At 38.5% G+C, this 17,431-nt stretch carries 19 protein-coding genes; 6 read left to right on the top strand and 13 right to left on the bottom strand.

From position 1 onward, the window contains the following. The first annotated feature begins 9 nt into the window (after positions 1–9). The 4 genes from TSP02S_RS02365 to TSP02S_RS02350 are packed head-to-tail and all read left to right on the top strand — an operon-like array spanning position 10 to position 4,062. Positions 10–1,338 carry an NAD(P)-dependent malic enzyme gene (locus TSP02S_RS02365; protein ID WP_041081593.1) on the top strand — a complete coding sequence of 443 codons (1,329 nt, stop codon included), beginning with the start codon at positions 10–12 and terminating at the stop codon, positions 1,336–1,338. 11 nt (positions 1,339–1,349) lie between these two features. Next, positions 1,350–1,637 (top strand): UxaA family hydrolase, encoded by a 288-nt coding sequence (locus TSP02S_RS02360; protein ID WP_041081592.1) that lies wholly within the window; start codon positions 1,350–1,352, stop codon positions 1,635–1,637. Beyond that, positions 1,634–2,791, top strand: a complete 1,158-nt coding sequence (locus TSP02S_RS02355) for a UxaA family hydrolase (protein WP_041081590.1) — start codon at positions 1,634–1,636, stop codon at positions 2,789–2,791. Before TSP02S_RS02360 ends, TSP02S_RS02355 begins: the two co-directional genes overlap by 4 nt. Before the next feature lie 11 nt (positions 2,792–2,802). Next, on the top strand, positions 2,803–4,062 hold the full coding sequence (locus TSP02S_RS02350; RefSeq protein WP_232503747.1) for a nickel-dependent lactate racemase family protein: 1,260 nt from the start codon (positions 2,803–2,805) through the stop codon (positions 4,060–4,062). Between the two features lie 83 nt (positions 4,063–4,145). Here TSP02S_RS02350 and TSP02S_RS02345 read toward each other — a convergent pair whose 3' ends face one another. The 11 genes from TSP02S_RS02345 to TSP02S_RS02295 all read right to left on the bottom strand — a co-directional run bounded on the left by TSP02S_RS02345 (position 4,146) and on the right by TSP02S_RS02295 (position 13,981). Next, positions 4,146–4,925, bottom strand: coding sequence for a VRR-NUC domain-containing protein (locus TSP02S_RS02345; RefSeq protein ID WP_232503746.1), 780 nt, complete (start codon positions 4,923–4,925; stop codon positions 4,146–4,148). Positions 4,926–5,001: 76 nt separating this feature from the next. Next, entirely contained in the window at positions 5,002–5,637 is a 636-nt protein-coding gene (locus TSP02S_RS02340; RefSeq protein WP_041081585.1) for an ABC transporter ATP-binding protein, read from the bottom strand. Further along, complete coding sequence (locus TSP02S_RS02335) at positions 5,622–6,281, bottom strand: ABC transporter permease (RefSeq protein ID WP_052465276.1); 660 nt, start codon at positions 6,279–6,281, stop codon at positions 5,622–5,624. The genes TSP02S_RS02340 and TSP02S_RS02335 overlap by 16 nt, the downstream gene beginning before the upstream one ends. Beyond that, the gene (locus TSP02S_RS02330) at positions 6,278–7,066 is read right to left on the bottom strand and encodes a substrate-binding domain-containing protein (protein WP_041081583.1); all 789 of its coding nucleotides are present in this window, start codon (positions 7,064–7,066) and stop codon (positions 6,278–6,280) included. The genes TSP02S_RS02335 and TSP02S_RS02330 overlap by 4 nt, the downstream gene beginning before the upstream one ends. 41 nt (positions 7,067–7,107) lie before the next feature. Further along, positions 7,108–8,088, bottom strand: coding sequence for a M48 family metallopeptidase (locus TSP02S_RS02325; protein ID WP_041081581.1), 981 nt, complete (start codon positions 8,086–8,088; stop codon positions 7,108–7,110). Positions 8,089–8,097: 9 nt separating this feature from the next. Then, a complete protein-coding gene (locus TSP02S_RS02320) occupies positions 8,098–8,655 on the bottom strand; it encodes a LemA family protein (RefSeq protein WP_041081579.1) in 558 nt (185 codons plus the stop codon). A 78-nt stretch (positions 8,656–8,733) separates the two neighbouring features. Then, positions 8,734–9,741 (bottom strand): hypothetical protein, encoded by a 1,008-nt coding sequence (locus tag TSP02S_RS02315; protein WP_041081577.1) that lies wholly within the window; start codon positions 9,739–9,741, stop codon positions 8,734–8,736. Positions 9,742–9,798: 57 nt separating this feature from the next. Continuing rightward, positions 9,799–11,007 (bottom strand): S-layer homology domain-containing protein, encoded by a 1,209-nt coding sequence (locus TSP02S_RS02310; RefSeq protein WP_041081576.1) that lies wholly within the window; start codon positions 11,005–11,007, stop codon positions 9,799–9,801. A 129-nt stretch (positions 11,008–11,136) separates the two neighbouring features. Further along, positions 11,137–12,330 carry a tyrosine--tRNA ligase gene (gene tyrS, locus TSP02S_RS02305; protein WP_041081575.1) on the bottom strand — a complete coding sequence of 398 codons (1,194 nt, stop codon included), beginning with the start codon at positions 12,328–12,330 and terminating at the stop codon, positions 11,137–11,139. Between the two features lie 4 nt (positions 12,331–12,334). Further along, positions 12,335–12,565, bottom strand: a complete 231-nt coding sequence (secG, locus tag TSP02S_RS02300; protein ID WP_041081573.1) for a preprotein translocase subunit SecG — start codon at positions 12,563–12,565, stop codon at positions 12,335–12,337. A gap of 66 nt (positions 12,566–12,631) precedes the next feature. Beyond that, complete coding sequence (locus TSP02S_RS02295) at positions 12,632–13,981, bottom strand: B12-binding domain-containing radical SAM protein (protein ID WP_052465275.1); 1,350 nt, start codon at positions 13,979–13,981, stop codon at positions 12,632–12,634. A gap of 142 nt (positions 13,982–14,123) precedes the next feature. Here TSP02S_RS02295 and TSP02S_RS02290 point away from each other — a divergent pair, with 142 nt between their 5' ends. After that, a complete protein-coding gene (locus tag TSP02S_RS02290; RefSeq protein WP_041081571.1) occupies positions 14,124–14,969 on the top strand; it encodes a hypothetical protein in 846 nt (281 codons plus the stop codon). A gap of 241 nt (positions 14,970–15,210) precedes the next feature. Here TSP02S_RS02290 and TSP02S_RS02285 read toward each other — a convergent pair whose 3' ends face one another. Together TSP02S_RS02285 and TSP02S_RS02280 are read right to left on the bottom strand one after the other, a co-directional pair. Next, positions 15,211–15,882 carry a GntR family transcriptional regulator gene (locus tag TSP02S_RS02285; RefSeq protein WP_041081569.1) on the bottom strand — a complete coding sequence of 224 codons (672 nt, stop codon included), beginning with the start codon at positions 15,880–15,882 and terminating at the stop codon, positions 15,211–15,213. Positions 15,883–15,887: 5 nt separating this feature from the next. Then, positions 15,888–16,232, bottom strand: a complete 345-nt coding sequence (locus TSP02S_RS02280; protein WP_041081567.1) for a DUF1292 domain-containing protein — start codon at positions 16,230–16,232, stop codon at positions 15,888–15,890. Between the two features lie 205 nt (positions 16,233–16,437). Here TSP02S_RS02280 and TSP02S_RS02275 point away from each other — a divergent pair, with 205 nt between their 5' ends. Then, positions 16,438–17,421 (top strand): BMP family ABC transporter substrate-binding protein, encoded by a 984-nt coding sequence (locus tag TSP02S_RS02275; RefSeq protein ID WP_041081566.1) that lies wholly within the window; start codon positions 16,438–16,440, stop codon positions 17,419–17,421. The last annotated feature ends 10 nt before the right edge of the window (positions 17,422–17,431 follow it).

Raw genomic sequence — 17,431 nt, 5'->3', positions numbered from 1 at the left:
GTATGAGAGATGCAAGAAAAAGATGTCGAGAGCTTACTGAAAAAAGCTCAAAAACCTTCGCAAGATGCGATGATACTCCATCCTTTCTACAAAGGAAAGATTCAAACCGCACCAAAAGTTCCTGTTCGAACTTACGATGATTTTGCGATCTGGTATACACCTGGTGTAGCCAGAGTTTGTCAAGAAATAGCAAAAGACAGAGAAAAAGTATATGAATACACAAACAAAGAAAATACCATCGCTATCATAAGTGATGGAACAAGAATCCTTGGGCTTGGAGACATAGGACCAGAGGCTGGTCTTCCTGTGATGGAAGGAAAGGCATTGTTGTTTAAATATCTCGGTGGTGTAGACGCAATACCTTTGTGTATTGGAACAACAGAAATAGAAGAAACTGTACAATTTTGTAAGTGGTTGTCACCATCGATCGCAGGTATAAATCTTGAAGATGTCGAAAAACCAAAGTGTTTTGCACTCTTGAAAAGACTACAAGAAGAACTGTCAATTCCAGTCTTTCATGATGACCAGCAGGGTACTGCAACTATAACTTTGGCTGGTTTAATAAATTCCCTTCGAATAGTTGGAAAGAAAATCGAAGAGGTTCGAATAGCCATCATAGGAGCGGGCAGTGCCAATTACGCATTCTTGCGGCTTCTTGAAAAAGTAAATGTCGATCTTGGAAATGTCGTTGTCTGCGATTCAAAAGGTATACTCACAAAACAAAGAGCCCAGACACTCGATGAAATAAGTAGGCAGATGTGGATCAAAACAAATAGAGAAGATATCAGTGGAGGTATTGAAGAAGCCCTTAAAGGCGCAGATGTGTGTATAGCCTATTCGAAAAGTGGACCTGGAGTTATAAAACCAGAGTGGGTAAAGGCGATGAACAAAGATGCAATAGTCTTTGCCGGCGCAAATCCAGTCCCAGAGATCTGGCCTTGGGAAGCAAAACAAGCAGGTGCGAGAATAGTTGCAACAGGTAGAAGTGACTTTCCAAACCAAGTGAACAATTCCTTAGGTTTTCCAGCGATCTTCAGAGGAGTTCTTGATGTGAGAGCCACCAAAGTGACCGATGAGATGTGTGTAGCTGCTGCTCAAGCAATAGCCGACTTTGCTTATAGAAAAGGTATACACGAAGAATATATAGTACCCACTATGGAAGAAGACCAAGTCTATGTCGAAGAAGCAATTGCAGTTGCTAAGAAAGCCATCGAACAGGGTGTTGCTCAAAAAATTCTGAGCGATCAAGAGCTCAGAGAAAAGATCGAAGGAAGAATTAAGGCTGGAAGAATTATGGAAAGAGTTCTGGTGAATGCTAATATCATCAAACTTCCATAGGAGGTTTTCTAATGGATGCAATAGTTTTCAGCAAGAAAGATAATGTCGCAACGGCTATTAAAAATCTCTCAAAAGATCAAGAAGTTCTTGTGAACTTCGAGAATACAACGCTGAAAATAAAACTAAATCACGACATACCATTCGGACACAAATTTGCCATTAAAGATATCAAAAAAGAATCAGAAGTTTTCAAATATGGCGAGCCAATAGGTATTGCAACACAAGATATAAAAACAGGAGACTATGTTCATGTGCACAACGTATCAGGCAAACGTGGTGTGAGGAGGTATACTACGTGAAACTTTTTGGATACAAAAGAAATAACAATTCAGTTGGTTTTAGAAATCATTTTCTCGTTGTGCCTACGGTGATTTGCGCAACAAGAACGGCTCAAGAGATCGTAAACCATGTGGATGGTGCTGTATTATTAGACAATCAACATGGTTGTAATCACATGAAGCAAGATCATGAAAAAGTCTTCGATGTATTAATTGGAATGGCATCGAATCCAAATGTAGCCGGAGTTCTGTATATCGGTTTGGGATGTGAAACAATTCCAACAAAACAAATTGCAGAACAGGCAAAAAAAACTAACAAACCTGTAGAATGCCTGATAATTCAAGAAGAAGGTGGAACTCTTCAAACAGCTCAAAAAGGTATACGTCTGCTTGAAAAAATGATAAGAGATATTGGAAGTTTCGAAAAAACAGAGGTCGATTTTTCCGATGTTATTGTTGCAATAGAATGTGGTGGTTCAGATACTACATCTGGTATCGCGTCAAATCCCGTAGTCGGATACGTCGCAGATAAGATAATAGATCTCGGTGGGACTGTGGTTTTTTCTGAAACAACAGAAATCATAGGTGCAGAGCATCTTTTGGCAAAAAGAGCTATAAACAATGAAGTTGCACAAAAGCTCCTCGCATTAGTTAATAAATGCGAAAAAAGTGCCCTTGCCGGTGGTGAGGACATAAGGGGAGTTAATCCAACACCAGGTAACATTCAAGGTGGTCTCACGACTTTGGAAGAAAAATCACTCGGTGCGATCTACAAAGCAGGTACAAAAACAATCGTGGATGTCTTAGATTACGCAAAACCTATCACTGAAAAAGGATTAATTTTCATGGACAGTCCCGGGCATGACGTCGAATCAGTTACAGGTATGGTCTCAGGTGGTGCACAAATAATCATTTTCACAACAGGTAGAGGTACTCCAACTGGTTGTCCCATAGCACCTGTTATAAAAGTCTGTGCAAATCCAAGAACATACCAAAAAATGTCGGACAACATAGATTTTGATGCAAGTACTGTAATCGAGGGAAAAGAAACAATAAGTCAAGCAGGAGAAAGATTGTTCAATGAATTAGTCGAAGTGATCAATGGAAAGAAAACAAAGACAGAGATTCTAAAACATCACGAATTCGCAATATATCTAACCCAACCAACTCTGTGAGAGTGATGAAAATGAGAGAGTATACACTCAAGTATGGTGAGCAAATTATTTCATTCACTCTGGTAAATGATATAAAAATAGACATACTCCATCCAAACAAAGAACTCGATGCGGTTGAAGATCCTACAGATCAGATCAAAAAAAGTCTCAGAGCACCAATTGGTTGTGAACCATTGAAAGAAATGGTTTTGAAAGAAAAACCAAAAAATGTGGTAATTCTCGTGAGTGATTTGACAAGACCAAGTCCTTCACACATCCTTGTTCCACCAATAGTAGATGAACTCTTAGAAGTTGGACTGAAACAAGATCAAATAACCATTGTCTTTGGTTTGGGATTTCACCGAAAAATGACAGGTCAAGAAATGCAAAAAGCAGTTGGAAAAGAAGTCTTTGAGAAAGTGAAGTGTATAAACCACGATGTATCAGAATGTGTCTTCATAGGAAAGACAAAAAGAGGAACCCCGGTTGAGGTTTTTAAACCTGTGGCTGAATCAGATTTTATCATAGCAACAGGTAACTTGGAGCTTCACTGGTTTGCCGGATACAGTGGTGGAAACAAAGCACTTTTACCAGGTGTGTGCAGTAAAAAAACAATCGAAACCAATCATTCTTACATGCTCTTGGACGGTGCAGTTTCTGGGAAGATAGAAAACAACCCAGTCAGAGAAGACATTGAAGAAGCAGGAAAGATGGCAAAGGTGAGATTTATAGTCAATGCCGTATTGAACAGTAAAAAAGAAATTGTAAAAATCGTAAGTGGTGATCCAATACTTGCACACAGAGAAGGTGTCAAATACATAGATATGATGTACAAAGTCAATATAGGCAAAAGATACGACATAGTGATCGCTTCGCCTGGTGGATTTCCAAAAGATATAAATCTATACCAGGCACAAAAAGGTTTAGACAACGCCTTCCAAGCGGTCAAAGATGGTGGAATCATAATCTTGGTTGCAGAATGCCGTGAAGGTTTCGGAGAAAAAACCTTTGAAGAATGGATGAAAAAGGCAAAGACCCCAGATGAACCACTCGAATGGATCAAAAAAGATTTTTGCCTGGGTGGTCACAAAGCTGCTGGTTTTTGCAAGGTGATGAAAAAAGCAAGGATTTTCCTGTGCTCGAAAATGGATAAAAGTATCGTCGAACAAATTTTCATGACACCATTCGATTCTCTACAAGATGCAATAGACCATGCTCTGAAAGAATATACGCAAAAACCAGATATATTATTGATGCCATACGCAAACTCAACATTACCATATCTCGACTGATCTTGCATACCCTGCCAAATGGCAGGGTTTTCTGATGCGATAAAAAGTGTATTTTCAATACCATGATAATCAATGAGCAATTCTTAGATATTTTTTTCACTCAACTTTTCGAAATTGACAATCTTCAAGATATCGCCTTTTACTATCATGGCATAGATACCCTTAGATGTCAAAACTTCCACCGTCTTTGCTTTCATGTCCAGTGCTGCATAGATTGGATAAAGTCTGTATTCTTTCAACGTTGGTAAGAACTCCCTGAGTCTTTCGAGTTTTTTCACAAAATCTTCTATGTACTCCACCTTATCTGGATTTGCCTTTACCTCAACTACAAATGCCTTCTTTTCAGATTCATTTAACGCAAGGATATCTATCTCTAAAGATTCACCACCACGTCTGATGTACTTTCTCACATCGATTATCTCTGGTAAAACATCGAAATAATTTTTCAAGGCTATCTCTATAGATGGAGCAAAGATGTCCTCAACAAGTGTGCCCATTTTGTTTGCCAATGCCCCCCATTGTTTGTTCATATTCTCTATATTCCTCTTGCTCCATTCTTTGAATTCAACCATTTCATCTTTAAACGCTTTCATCTCGTTTTTGAACTCGAGCATCTCATCTTTAAACGCTTTCACATCATTTTTGAAATCGAGCATCTCATCTTTGAACATTTTCATCTCATCCTTGAATACCTTCATCTCATCTTTGAGCATCTTTGTGTCATTTCTGATCTCGTCTTTGAATATCTTCATTTCGGTCTTCAAATTTTGAATTTCTATCTCTGTTTTTTGCTGAATATAAACCAAACGCATCATTGCTTCTTCGAGTTTATCCACACGTTCCTGAACCTCCATGTCTACCACCTCTATGTTATTATTTTACAACAAAGAAAACCACTATTGTCTTCAGCGAAAATATGTCAGTATATGATGAATCTACTCACAAATAAAGACGACCATTTTCAATGAAAAAGATCCTTTCACACAATCTTGATAACTGTTCTTTATCATGCGATACGATTATTATGTAGCTTTTTGTAGATATTTGTAAGATGAAATCTTCAACTACCCTTTTGCTATCTTCATCGAGATCTGATGTTGGTTCATCCAAAAGTACAACCTTCGGTTCGAAAACAAAACCACGCGCAAGACATACCCTCTTTGCCTGGCCACCAGAGATCTGCCAAGCCTTTTTGTCCAAAAGATCCTGAATCTGCAATTTTCCAGCTATCGCGTAAACACTGTCCTGTATATTCTGTTTAGAAATTTTTCTGATCTTCAAAGGATAGGCAATATTCTCAAAAACCGTTTTTTTAAAAAGTACGGGATGTTGTGGGACATAGGTAACCATCTTTCTAAAATATGTGATCGCCTGTGAATCTATATTTTGTCCCATGAATTTGAATAACTGCCATTTACCAGTGTATAAAAAAGCAAGGTTCAAAAGAAAGGTGGTCTTACCTGCACCAGATGGACCCGTTATTCCAACTATTCTCTCATTCATTTTGAAATCTTCAACAAAAAGAGTGAACTTTGAATCATAACTGAAGGAAAGTTTTTCTATCTCATAGACCATTTTCTATTCTCCATTATGTTGGAAAACATTGTGAGTAAGAAATTTATGATGAAAGCTATGACCAAAAGTATTATGCCACATATGATTGCTTGTTCAAATTTTCCCATATTTGTATAAAGAACTATAGAAGTCGTCAAAACCCTTGTCTTGCCAGCAATATTTCCACCGACGATCATCACAGCACCAACTTCACCCACAACCCTACCAAAGGCTGTTAAAACAGCGTTCATCACACCTGCAGAAGATTCTTTGAGAATACCCATCATCACCTGTATATCGCTTGCACCAAGCGTTTTCATGACAACCCTGAGTCTTTCATCTACTTTTGAAAAATGTGAATAACACACAGAAAAAATTATCGGAATTGCTATCAAAATCTGTGCAAAAATCATCGCATTAGAGCTAAAAAGAAGCTCCATATTTCCAAGCGGTCCATTTCGTGATAAAAGAAGATACACCAAAAGACCAATCAAAACAGGTGGGATCCCAGTTAGAGTTTGAAAAAACACAACTACAATTTTTTTGAGTCTAAAATGGAAAAAATCAACAACTAATGCTAAAGGTATAGCAATCAATGTCGATATCAAAACTGCTGTTGAATTCACATAGACAGACCTTAAAGATATCTCAACTATCTCATTCATTTTGGTTCAAAAAGTAGATTAAAAAGTTTCGTACCATTTACTGAAAAATCTCTGATCACCTTTAAAGTATCTGGATCAAGGACAAATCTCACAAAATCCAACGCGCCTTTGTAATTTATTCTACTGCTTTTATTTGGATTAACCACAATGAGACTGTAGATATTCAGCAATTGTGGATCGTTTTCAAAAAAGATCTTCATATCAAGCCTGTTCTTCAAAGAAAGAAAAGTAGACCTATCAGTGAGCGTGAAAGCCCTTTTCTCATTTGCAATCAAGAGAGTTTTTGCCATATCTTGACCTGTTTGAATATACCAATCACCAGAAGGTGTTTTACCTATCGAATTCCAGATTTGTTTTTCCTTTTTGTGTGTACCAGATTCATCCGATCGCGAAACGAAAGTCAATTTATTATCGTAGATATACTCGAAAAATTCCTGAAGATCTTTGAAAGATGGAACTACACTCTTAGTTGGACCAACTACTATGAAATCGTTGTACATAAAACTCACTCTCAAAACACCATGTCCCTGTTGCATAAACAAGAGTTCATCATCAGGCGAATGTACCAAAAGTACATCTGCATCTGCCCTTTTCCCATATTCAAGTGCCATACCTGTTCCAACTGCTATGACACTCAAAGAATATCCATACTGTTTTTCAAACAAGGGTTTTAGAGTATCTAAAAACCCCGTGTTGTAAACACTCGTTGTGGTTGCAAGGATTAATTGTTTCGCCATGCAAAAACTCGATGCAACCAAAAACAATAAGGCAAAAAGCTTTTTCATTCACATGGAGCTCCTTTCAACCATCTTAACAACCAAAAAACTCAAAGTTCTTGTAATTCTCTGAGCACTATCTCGGGCGGAATGTTTTCAAGTGTCGCGATGCGTTTGTGAATTGGTGGATGTGTGCTGAACAAATCTGCAAAAAATCCTTCTTTGTTGTTGATATTTCTTTTGAGTGGATCTGAGATAAAAAGATGCGCCGTTGCAATGGTTGCACCTTTGACTTTTTGCTTGAGTTTTTGAGTCTTTGCAATCTTTCTGAGTGCACCTGAAAGTCCTTTGGGGTTTCTGGTCAATTCAACTGCCTTTGCATCTGCCAAATATTCGCGAGTTCGTGAGACTGCAAAGATCGTTATCCTACCGATAAAAGAAAACAGTGTAGCAGCCAGCGCAATAATCAAAAGTGCAAAAATAATGTACGCGGTGCTATCACCTTTTCCTTTTTTTCGTGAACGCCTCGAACCAGACCATGTCATAAACCTCAAAGCCCGCCATGCAAACAACTGGACCAAAACCATTGTCCCAAGGATCGCACTGATCGTAGTCATCAAAAGAGTGTCTTTGTTCAAAATATGACTCACTTCATGTGCAATGACACCTTCTGTTTCTTCTCTGTTCAAATTTTTCAAAAGCCCTCGTGTGACACAGATTGCACTATCTTTTTGTTTGAAGCCCGTTGCAAAGGCATTGATGTTTTCATCTTCCATCACATAGACCTTTGGAACAACCGTTAAACCGGAAGCAATCGAAATCTCTTCGACAATATTTCTGAGTTGCTTTTCTTCAAATTCTTTTTCATTCACAGGTTTTGCACCAACTGAATTGAGCACCAACGAAGCTCCAGATTGAGTTCCAACCAAGACCTGGATTGAAGCAATTATTATCAATACAACTGTCCCAACTGGAAAACTTGAAAAAAGACCATCTATGATGATTCCTAAAATTGCCATCATCAACATGAAAATCAAAATCAAAAAATATGTCTTTCTAAGGTTTTTCTTTTGAAGCGCAAAATAGTTCATAGAATCACCTTAAAAAGAAAGATCAACCTTTGGTGTTTCCTTCTCTGTTGCCGCAGCTTCAAAGAATGGAAATGCCTTGAAACCAAAGATTCTCGCAACTATATTGGTTGGAAAGATTTCAATAGATGTATTATACTTCATCGTTGTGTCGTTATAGAACTGTCGAGCATATGTAATTCTATTCTCAGTACTTGTGAGTTCTTCCATCAATTGGCTCACTTGTTGATTTGATTTGAGTTCTGGGTATCTTTCAAAAACCGCAAGCAACCGAGACAGAGCACCAGACAATTCACCTTCTGCCTTTATGCGATCATCTATTGAACCACCAGCAACTGCTTTTGCACGTGCATTTATTACCGCTTCAAGAGTTTCTTTTTCAAATTTCATATATCCTTTAACGGCATTCACAAGATTTGGAATAAGATCATGTCTTCTTTTTAACTGAACATCAATCTGACTCCAGGCATTTTCAACACGCTTTTTCCTGCTAACCAAAGAGTTATATGCACCTATGAACCATACAACCAATATAAGAACAATCGCAAGTACTATTCCAAATATAAGCATTCAAACACCTCCTGATCAAATATATCACAAAAAATAAAACCCCGGCACATGCCGGGGTTTGTAAAAACTCATATTTTCTCAGAAGCTTACAGACATATCCCAAGAAACTGTTGTTGTCTTTTCAGCTGCATCAAAGACCAAGGAAACTGTATGAGAGATAAGGTCTTGTTCCCAGCTTGCCCAACCTGCTGCACTGAACCCCAACATGTTTGTAACATCAAGGGCAACTTCTGCACCGATTGTCACTGGATCCAAAACATTTGTATTCACAGCAAAGCCAAGTGTACTTGGACCCGCGAATGCCACACTGCCGTTGAATTTTTCCATACCAAAGTCAACACCGAGCATGTAATTGCTTGGAACAAAACCACTTGTTGGAACTTCCAAGTAAGCATAACCTGTTAAGCTACCTGCACTGATATTGAGTGCCTTTGCGACATCGAGCTTACCACCGACAGCTATACCTGGCAAAGCTCCAGCTTGTGCACTGCTAAGGACTTTCTGAACCAAAACTTGCAATGTGACAAAGGAGAAGTTCAAAGAATTCCAAACATCAAAATCTACTTCAGTTGAACTTGGTAAATATGCATACAATACCAAGTTATCAGAAAGATCTCCGGCTTTCATAGCAAAATCAAATGCCAAAGCAGCTGTTCTGTTTCGAGAGGTAAAATATGGTGGAGTGACATACCACTGGAAGTTTGAACCAGTGACATAGCTAAATCCACGGCTGAGTAAACCTGCTCTGAGTGTTACAGTGAGTGGATCTGATACATAAAGCTTTTGCCAAATTTGAGTGCCCCAAGTCATCGCAGGCTCCCATGTTGATGTGGCAGTTCCAGTCATTTCAAGGGTTTCACCAACGCTGCTTCCAGAACGAGAAACAGACAGAGTAAACCCAGTAAGACCTTGCGAAGAACTTGCGCTGATGTCAATCCTGCCTGTTACGCCAAGACTAAGAGATGTTGTAAGGTCGCTAGCATCATAAGTTACACCAAGTGATGTGCCAAGCCAACCAGAAAAGTTCACTGCACCAAAGGCTGCGACTGTTACCAAAGCGAGTAAGACTACCAAAAGTTTTTTCATACTTTTACACCCTCCTTCACCTTTAAAGATTAGTGTTGATTTTACCCCAAATGGGGATCACATTGCACCTACGATCATCGCTGCTACCGCAATCACAATAGCACCTATTACAGCACCTGTGAGGGTAGCGTTTGCTTTTTGAAGTTCAGAGATCTGTGTCATGAGTTCGTTCTTGAGATTTTCAATTGAAGTTGTCGTTTGTGCAAACTGTGCATTTGTATCTTCTTTAAGAGCCAACAAACCTTCGCGAACTTCATCGATCTGAGTGCTCATCTTGTCCATTTCATCGAGAACATAATTGATCTGTTCATCATGCATCGCTGTAAAATCATTGAAGCTGGATTCAAGACCAGAAAGTTTTGACTCAAGTTCGGCAAATCTATTGGCAGTGTCTTGTTTCAAAGCTTCGATTGCCTTTGCATTTGCATCGATACCTTTTGCCTTTTCTTCAAGTGCTGCGACTCTGTCTGTTACTTTGTTGAGATTTTCTTGAGTTCTGTCGAGTTTGATAGACACATAACCAAGTGTCATGACTGCATTATCCAATGTTGCACTCAGATCGCCTATTTTTTCTTCCGCTGCGGCAATTCTTTCACCCTGGGCAGTAACCCTTCCTGTTAAATCCTTAAGAACATCTTTCACAGGTTCAAGTGCAAGGAGCTTCTTTTGAACAGCTGCGATTTTCTCGTCAAGCTGGCTTACGGCTTTTTCTAATGCAACTACTCTGTCAACAATCACAGCATCTGCGTTACTCAATTCTGCAAATTTACCCTCACAATTCTTTTGGAGATTTGCAACTGCTTCATACAACTTAATGACATCTTTATCGTGGATGTTCACAGTTTGTTTAAGCATCTCCAAAGACTTGGCAAGATCTGAAACCTGTGATTTGACAGAAGCAATTTCGCCAGAAGTTGTGCTCAGAGCGTTGAGTTTTTTCTCAAGTTCATCGACCTTTTGTACCGTGGCTCCGAGTTTCAAGCTGATTGCATCAAGAACCCTCAGCACATCTGCAATATGTGGTGCAACGATTTCAGTTTCAAGTAAACCAATTAATCTGCTAATCATTGCTGCTTCTTCATAGCGGGTGATATTCCGATCACCTTTGAAGGTACCATCAGGATAACCAATGACAATACCCTTATCTTTCAAATGTTCAACATAGGAATAAGCCCAGTGTGTTTTTGGAACATCCGGGAACATCCCCGCAGCAAGTACCCCTACTGTCACAAAGAGTGCTAAGGCTAATAGCACGAGTTTCTTCATAGCTCCAACCTCCCTTCATATTATTTTCGACGGTGGGATTATTGCTCCCCCCACTTGTCAAAGACCAGAACAACGATCGAGATAAATTATAACACTGCTTGGTATCAAAAATCAAGAGTACAAATAAGTTTACTGTCGTACGAGTTTGAAAAACTGTCTCTTGCCAACTTTCAAAACTTTATCTCTGTCTACAGAGATTTTAGCATAGATGTCTGTTATTTTTTCATCGTCCAATTTTATTCCGCCTTGAATTATCAATCTTCTTGCTTCGCTTTTACTTGACGCAACTTGCAACTTCATGAGTAATTCTACCAATTCAACCTCGTCTTTGTCAAGTACAACGACGGGCATCTCACTTGGTAATTCCTTTTTTCTAAAGATCTTTACAAATTCATTCTCGGCATCCTTTGCTTGGTTCTGCCCATGGAAAAAACTTGTTATTTCGAAAGCCAATTTCATTTTAACATCTCTTGGATTTATCGATTTGTTTTGCATGAGTTTATCATATTGATCTATTTCATTTTCAGGCAAACGTGTCAAAAGCTTCATGTATTTGATTATCAATTCATCTGGTATGGACATCAACTTCCCATACATATCAAATGGTGTGTCGTTGAAGGCAATGTAGTTTCCATAGCTTTTACTCATCTTCATCTTACCGTCTGTTCCTTCTATAATAGGCATCGTCATGACAACCTGTGGTTCTTGTCCCACTTCTTCTTGGATCTTTCTTCCCACTAAGAGATTGAAATATTGATCCGTTCCACCGAGTTCTACATCCGCTTGAATTGCAACTGAATCATACGCTTGAGCAAGTGGGTAGAGAAATTCAGCTATGGAGATGGGGATATTTGAAGAATATCTTTTTGAAAAATCATCTCTTTCAAGCATTCTCGCAACCGTGTATTTCGAAGCAAGTTTTATTACATCTGAAAAACTCATTTTGGAAAGCCATTCACTGTTGAAACGGACCTCTGTTTTGCTTTCATCCAAGATTCTGAATGCCTGCTCTTCGTATGATTTTGCATTCTGTCTTACTTCCTCTTCAGATAGCATAGGTCGAGTTGAATCCCTACCAGATGGATCACCAATTTGAGCGGTGAAATCTCCTATTATCAAAACTACCTGATGACCCAGATCTTGAAATTGTCTGAGTTTAAATAATACAACTGCATGACCAAGATGTAGATCTGGTCTTGATGGATCAACACCGAGCTTCACTCGAAGATGTTTTTTTCTTTCGAGCTTGCTCAAAAGGTCTTCATCGTTCACGAGATCTACGACGTTTTTCTTCAAAATCTCAAGTTGTTCCTTGGGATGCATTGCATCACCTCGACATGAAAAATGCCGTGAGAATACTACTCAAGAAGAAAGCTATGCTCAAACCAAGGGTAATCTTTCCTGCTGTGTCAAGACCTTTCTTTCTGCCAAACATTGTGTACAAAGACCCAGAACCAAAGGCACCTCCAAGCTCTGCAAATTTACTCATCTGCTGAAGTACCATGTAGATCAACCCTACGCTGATCAATGAATGAACTATTATCATGACGGTTTTCACCAAGACACCTCCTTCTTCGAATATAGTATCACAAGAATATGCGATTCAAAATAGATAATAACAAAATTATGCCTTTTGATGATCGATCTGTAATTCGGTTGGTTTTTCCCTTGTTGTCAAAAGCTTTATCAAAAAAGGTATACCGCGTGTGAAAATTAACTTGGGAGTGGTGTAAACTGAGTAATAAGCTCTCACAAACAGCTTTTTCAATTCTTTCTTTGAAAACTCAGGATGCTCAAAAACGAGATTTGTTCCATCGAATAGAGAAAGATCCTTCAAATTTATTTTTGCTCTTAATTTTTCATAGAGTCTCGTTCCAGGGTATGGTGTGAGAATAGAAAATTGAACGATTTGGGCACCCAGCTTTCTCGCCATTTTTATGGTTTTCATTATAGATTCTTTCGTATCATTCAATGCACCCATGATAAAGCTTGCAAAAAGATCGATTTTGTATTTTTTCAAAAGTTTTGCGACCTCAAAAGCTATAGAGCTTGAAAGTTTTTTGTTGTATTCTTTTAGAATATCATCTTCAGCACTTTCAAAACCTATAAAAAGCATCTTACACCCAGATTTTGACATTGCCTCGAGCAAATCTTCTTTACCCAACAATTCGTCTGCCCTTGAAAAAGCCCACCAACTAAAAGAAAGATTCTTTCTCATCATCTGCTCACAAAGTTCTATAGTCCTTGTTTTGTCAATTGTAAAATTGTCGTCGAAAAAGATCACCGAATTATATCCCAATCGCTCGACTTGTTTTAACTCTTCGATCACATTTTCAACACTTCTTTTTCTGATCTTTCGACCCATGAACTGTGAAGCACTACAAAATTCACAATCAAAAGGACAACCACGCGAGGTTATTAGACTGGTTGCGAGCTTGCCATCGAATTTTGTTTTGTACAACCTTGCATTTTCTCTGTCGGGAAAAGGCAATTGATCAAGATTTTCTATCAATCTAAGTGGATTGATGACTACCATGTTATCTTTGAGATAGCTCAACCCACTTAATAAAGGATATTTCTCGTTCCTTTGAAGCGCCTCAACGAGTTTTAGAAAAGTATATTCTCCCTCACCAAGAATCACATAATCACAAATCCGTTCTTTGAGAATCTCTCCATACTCGGCAGTTGCATGTGGCCCTCCAAGGACTGTAACAACACCTTGCATTTTTGCAGTTAAAGAGATTTGCTTTGCCAGAGGATATCTCACCGTATCTGCTGAAATACCAACGATATCAAAATCAGAATAATTGAAATTTTTCCAATCGAATCTCTCTACATTCATATCGATTAATCTGACAAGATTACCAGCATTTTTTAAAACTGAACTTATGTAAGAAAGTCCTAATGGTGGATACACAGCACCCAAACGGTAATAATATCCACTGTTCATAGGATTGATAAGAAGAATCTTCATTTCTTTCACCACTTCCTAATATTTACAAATATTTTCATCATCAATTATACACTCCTTAGTTTTTGTTGAACAATTTTGATCTCTCCATCCTATAAAATAAAACGATATCAATTGTTGTATAATTCTAAAGGGAGGCTTGTACGTGGCTCGCTCTGAAATTGTTCACAAAGTCGATAAATTAGAACAAGCAATAATGGAATTGGTTTATGCACAGAGAAAAACTGAGATGCAGATTCAGAATCTGACAGAACAATTCATGGTCTTTCAAAACGAAGTTCGTGAAGCAAACCGAAAGAGAGAAGAAGGTATTGAACAACTCAAAAAAGAAATGCTTGCCTTCAAAAACGAAATGGCTGAATTGAATAAAAAGAGAGATCAAAGCATGGAAGAGTTTAAGAAAGAAATGGCAGAACTAACCAGAAAAAGAGAGCAGAGTATGGAAGAATTCAAAAAAGAAATGCTTGCCTTTAAAAACGAAATGGCTGAATTGAATAAAAAGAGAGATCTGAACCTTGAAGAATACAAGAAAAAAGTTGATCAAAATATAGAAGAAATGAGACGCCAATGGGGTAATTTGGCAAACAAGATGGGGACACTGGTAGAAGATATCTTTGCACCTTCGATGCCTCAGGCAATCAAGAAATACTTTGATTGTGATCCTGACACGGTGACTCAAAGGTATTACACGCGTACTGGCGAAAGAGAGTTAGAAATAGACCTACTTGTGCTATGCAACGAGAAAAAGCGAGCTTTCGTTACAGAGATAAAGAGTTCACCAGATAGGATAAAATATGTCGAACAATTCATTGAAAAGACAAAGATCTTGAAAGATTTCATACCTATGTTGAAAGAATACGAGCTTGTTTTTATATATGCTGGTATGAGCTTAAATGAAAGTACAGTGAATTTATTAACAAAAAACGGCATCTATGCGATGATTCTAAAAGGTGATATCCTACAGATCGTCAACTTTGACCAAATTGTTTGAGATAAAATCGAGTTCTTCTCCAATCTGCACAATCTTAATCTCGAATACGATTCAATACCTCACTATAAACAAAGGGCGATCTTTTGATCGCCCTGAGTGAACCTTTATAAAGTCAATCTATGTGTCAAAAGGAGGGTGGGGGGTTCCATTCACATTCCATCTTTTAGACGATGTGGTTCAAATTTAGGTTCAAGTCAATTGCGTGACATTATTGTAAACAAAAAAACATGAAACCCGGCTTTTAAATTCTATGTATTTGGATGATTTGAACAGAGGGATGGTAATAAAGTAATGAGAACGCGAACAATTCACCAATATGGTTTGACAAAAATACGGTGCGTCTGATCACAAAGTTTTTATCTTCAAGATCCAAATGCTTCGAAAGAGCCCTTGGAATTTTCACAAGTTCGATGTGTTCCTCAACTACACCTGAATCCAAGGTCTGGATACAAAAATCCACTGGGTGAATATTATCCTGTGATTGCAAAAGCTTGAGAGCCATGGGGTTCTTGATAGGATCCAAAAAACATCTCTCAAAACACACGCGGCTTTTTTCTTTATACCACGTTATCTCAAATGACAGTGCAGGCATATTCTTTTTGAAATAGTCGTATTCTTTTGGAACATTAGCGAGATTTTTTCGAATGAATTCAAAAGTCCAACAATCGTCGATCAGTCCCAATAATTGTTTTTTTGGCTTGAAAATAGCAAAGGTGCCGTGACCTTTGACTCTCTTCACGACACCTTCCTCTACGAGTTTTTCGATAGCCATTCGAACAGCTTGTCTGCCAACACCATAGAGATTTGCTAACTGCTTTTCATCTGGCAGTCTGTTATCCGCCAAATAATGTCCACTCTCGATCTTGGCTTTTAGATCTCTGTAAATCGATTCAACTGAATAACTTTTTTGCAAAGTTATCAGTTGTCCTCCTCTTCGTCGTGTTCATGTTCGTGCTCCTCAACATCGAGCATACCTCTTAGTTCATCATCTTTCTCTAAGAGCTCATTCCAAGCCGCCGAGACTCTCTCGAACTCTTCTTCGGTTTCTATAGAATCAACGAAGAGATCTCCATTTTCGCCTTCTTTGACCTGGAATGGATAGATTTCACCAAAATCTGTGATTTCACCTTTTTCGTCGACCATTATTTCTTCACAAACCCAGTATTCCTTACCTGAGTCCTCGATCTTGGCAAGTAACACAAAATGATGGTCAACGTTGTTCTCGTCGGTTAGAACGAAAACTTCAAAATCCTCTTTTTGCATAATATCAGCTCCTCAAAAAGCAATGTTGTAATTACATGATACCACAAAACAATGATAATAATTTGATTTTTGAAAACAAAAGTATAAACAAAAGATTTGACAGTGAGATAATCTGTGGTAAAATATTTTCGGAAAGTACCGAAATAATTTCGGATATTTGGTTCTCGCTACATCCAATACGATTTTACAACAGAGGTGAGTGAAAGTGAAGAAAATCATCGTATTCATCACAACAATTTTTTCTGTGATCGTTACAGGTTACAGTGTGGCACTCTTGATAACTGGTGAAGTGGGTGGAAATGCAATTTATGAAATGATGGTAGAAGGCGCGACACGTGCATCGAAGGAACTTGGATTCGATGTGAAGGTCATCGAAGGAGGTTACAATTCGGCTAAATGGGAACCTTTGTTGATCAGCCTTGCATCAACCAAGTCATACGATCTGATAGTGACATTTACGGAAGGAATGCCAAAAAGCGTTGAAAAGGCAGCCAGAATCTTTCCAAATCAAAAATTTGCACTTATAGATGGAATCGCTCCAAATCTCTCCAATGTTTATTCACTTGGCTTCAAGGACGAAGAGATGGCATACCTTGCAGGTTATTTTGCAGGTCTTGTGACAAAGAGTGATCTTCGCGGGGCAAACAAAGAACTGAAAATCGGCATGATTGCAGGTGATATCTACCCAGCCATGATGGAGAAGATGAAGCCCGCTTATGAAAATGGCGCCAAGAATGTTGACGAGAAAATTGAGGTCTTATTTTCTGTGGCAGGAAGTTGGGCAGATCCGAATAAGGGTGCTGAATTAGCCCAGATGCAATTTTCACAAGGCGTTGATGTAATTTTCTTGGTTGCGGGCGGCACAGGTGTCGGTGCCATTCAAAAGGCAAAAGAGTTTGGTAGGTATATTATTGGCGTCGACTCAAACATCATCTATCTATCACCAAATTCAATCCTGGCTTGTGTATTAAAAAAAGCAGATGTGGCGATCTACGATGTTCTCAAAAGGGCTTACCAGGGAAAATTACCTTTTGGAACCAGTGAACGATGGGGAATAAAAGAAGGTGTGATCAGTTTCACTTTTGATGATCCTTATTATCTACGAAACGTACCTGAACAAATCAGAGAAAAGATGCTCGATCTTTTTGAAAAATTAAGACAAGGGACGATCAAAGTTCTCGGTGAGTGAAATGAGCGCC

It is taken from the genome of Thermotoga profunda AZM34c06, assembly GCF_000828675.1.
Classification (GTDB): domain Bacteria; phylum Thermotogota; class Thermotogae; order Thermotogales; family DSM-5069; genus Pseudothermotoga_B; species Pseudothermotoga_B profunda.
Note: the sequence above shows the minus strand (reverse complement) of the source record. Positions and strands in the feature narration are given on the sequence as shown.

Bases quoted from the DNA above. Each gene is read 5' to 3' on its own strand.
- TSP02S_RS02280 (WP_041081567.1), bottom strand. From the start codon at position 16,232: ATGCAAAAAGAGGATTTTGAAGTTTTCGTTCTAACCGACGAGAACAAC.
- TSP02S_RS02325 (WP_041081581.1), bottom strand. From the start codon at position 8,088: ATGAACTATTTTGCGCTTCAAAAGAAAAACCTTAGAAAGACATATTTT.
- TSP02S_RS02320 (WP_041081579.1), bottom strand. From the start codon at position 8,655: ATGCTTATATTTGGAATAGTACTTGCGATTGTTCTTATATTGGTTGTA.
- TSP02S_RS02365 (WP_041081593.1), top strand. From the start codon at position 10: ATGCAAGAAAAAGATGTCGAGAGCTTACTGAAAAAAGCTCAAAAACCT.
- TSP02S_RS02310 (WP_041081576.1), bottom strand. From the start codon at position 11,007: ATGAAGAAACTCGTGCTATTAGCCTTAGCACTCTTTGTGACAGTAGGG.
- TSP02S_RS02330 (WP_041081583.1), bottom strand. From the start codon at position 7,066: ATGAAAAAGCTTTTTGCCTTATTGTTTTTGGTTGCATCGAGTTTTTGC.
- TSP02S_RS02340 (WP_041081585.1), bottom strand. From the start codon at position 5,637: ATGGTCTATGAGATAGAAAAACTTTCCTTCAGTTATGATTCAAAGTTC.
- TSP02S_RS02295 (WP_052465275.1), bottom strand. From the start codon at position 13,981: ATGAAGATTCTTCTTATCAATCCTATGAACAGTGGATATTATTACCGT.
- TSP02S_RS02350 (WP_232503747.1), top strand. From the start codon at position 2,803: ATGAGAGAGTATACACTCAAGTATGGTGAGCAAATTATTTCATTCACT.
- TSP02S_RS02315 (WP_041081577.1), bottom strand. From the start codon at position 9,741: ATGAAAAAACTTTTGGTAGTCTTACTCGCTTTGGTAACAGTCGCAGCC.
- TSP02S_RS02360 (WP_041081592.1), top strand. From the start codon at position 1,350: ATGGATGCAATAGTTTTCAGCAAGAAAGATAATGTCGCAACGGCTATT.
- tyrS (WP_041081575.1), bottom strand. From the start codon at position 12,330: ATGCATCCCAAGGAACAACTTGAGATTTTGAAGAAAAACGTCGTAGAT.
- TSP02S_RS02335 (WP_052465276.1), bottom strand. From the start codon at position 6,281: ATGAATGAGATAGTTGAGATATCTTTAAGGTCTGTCTATGTGAATTCA.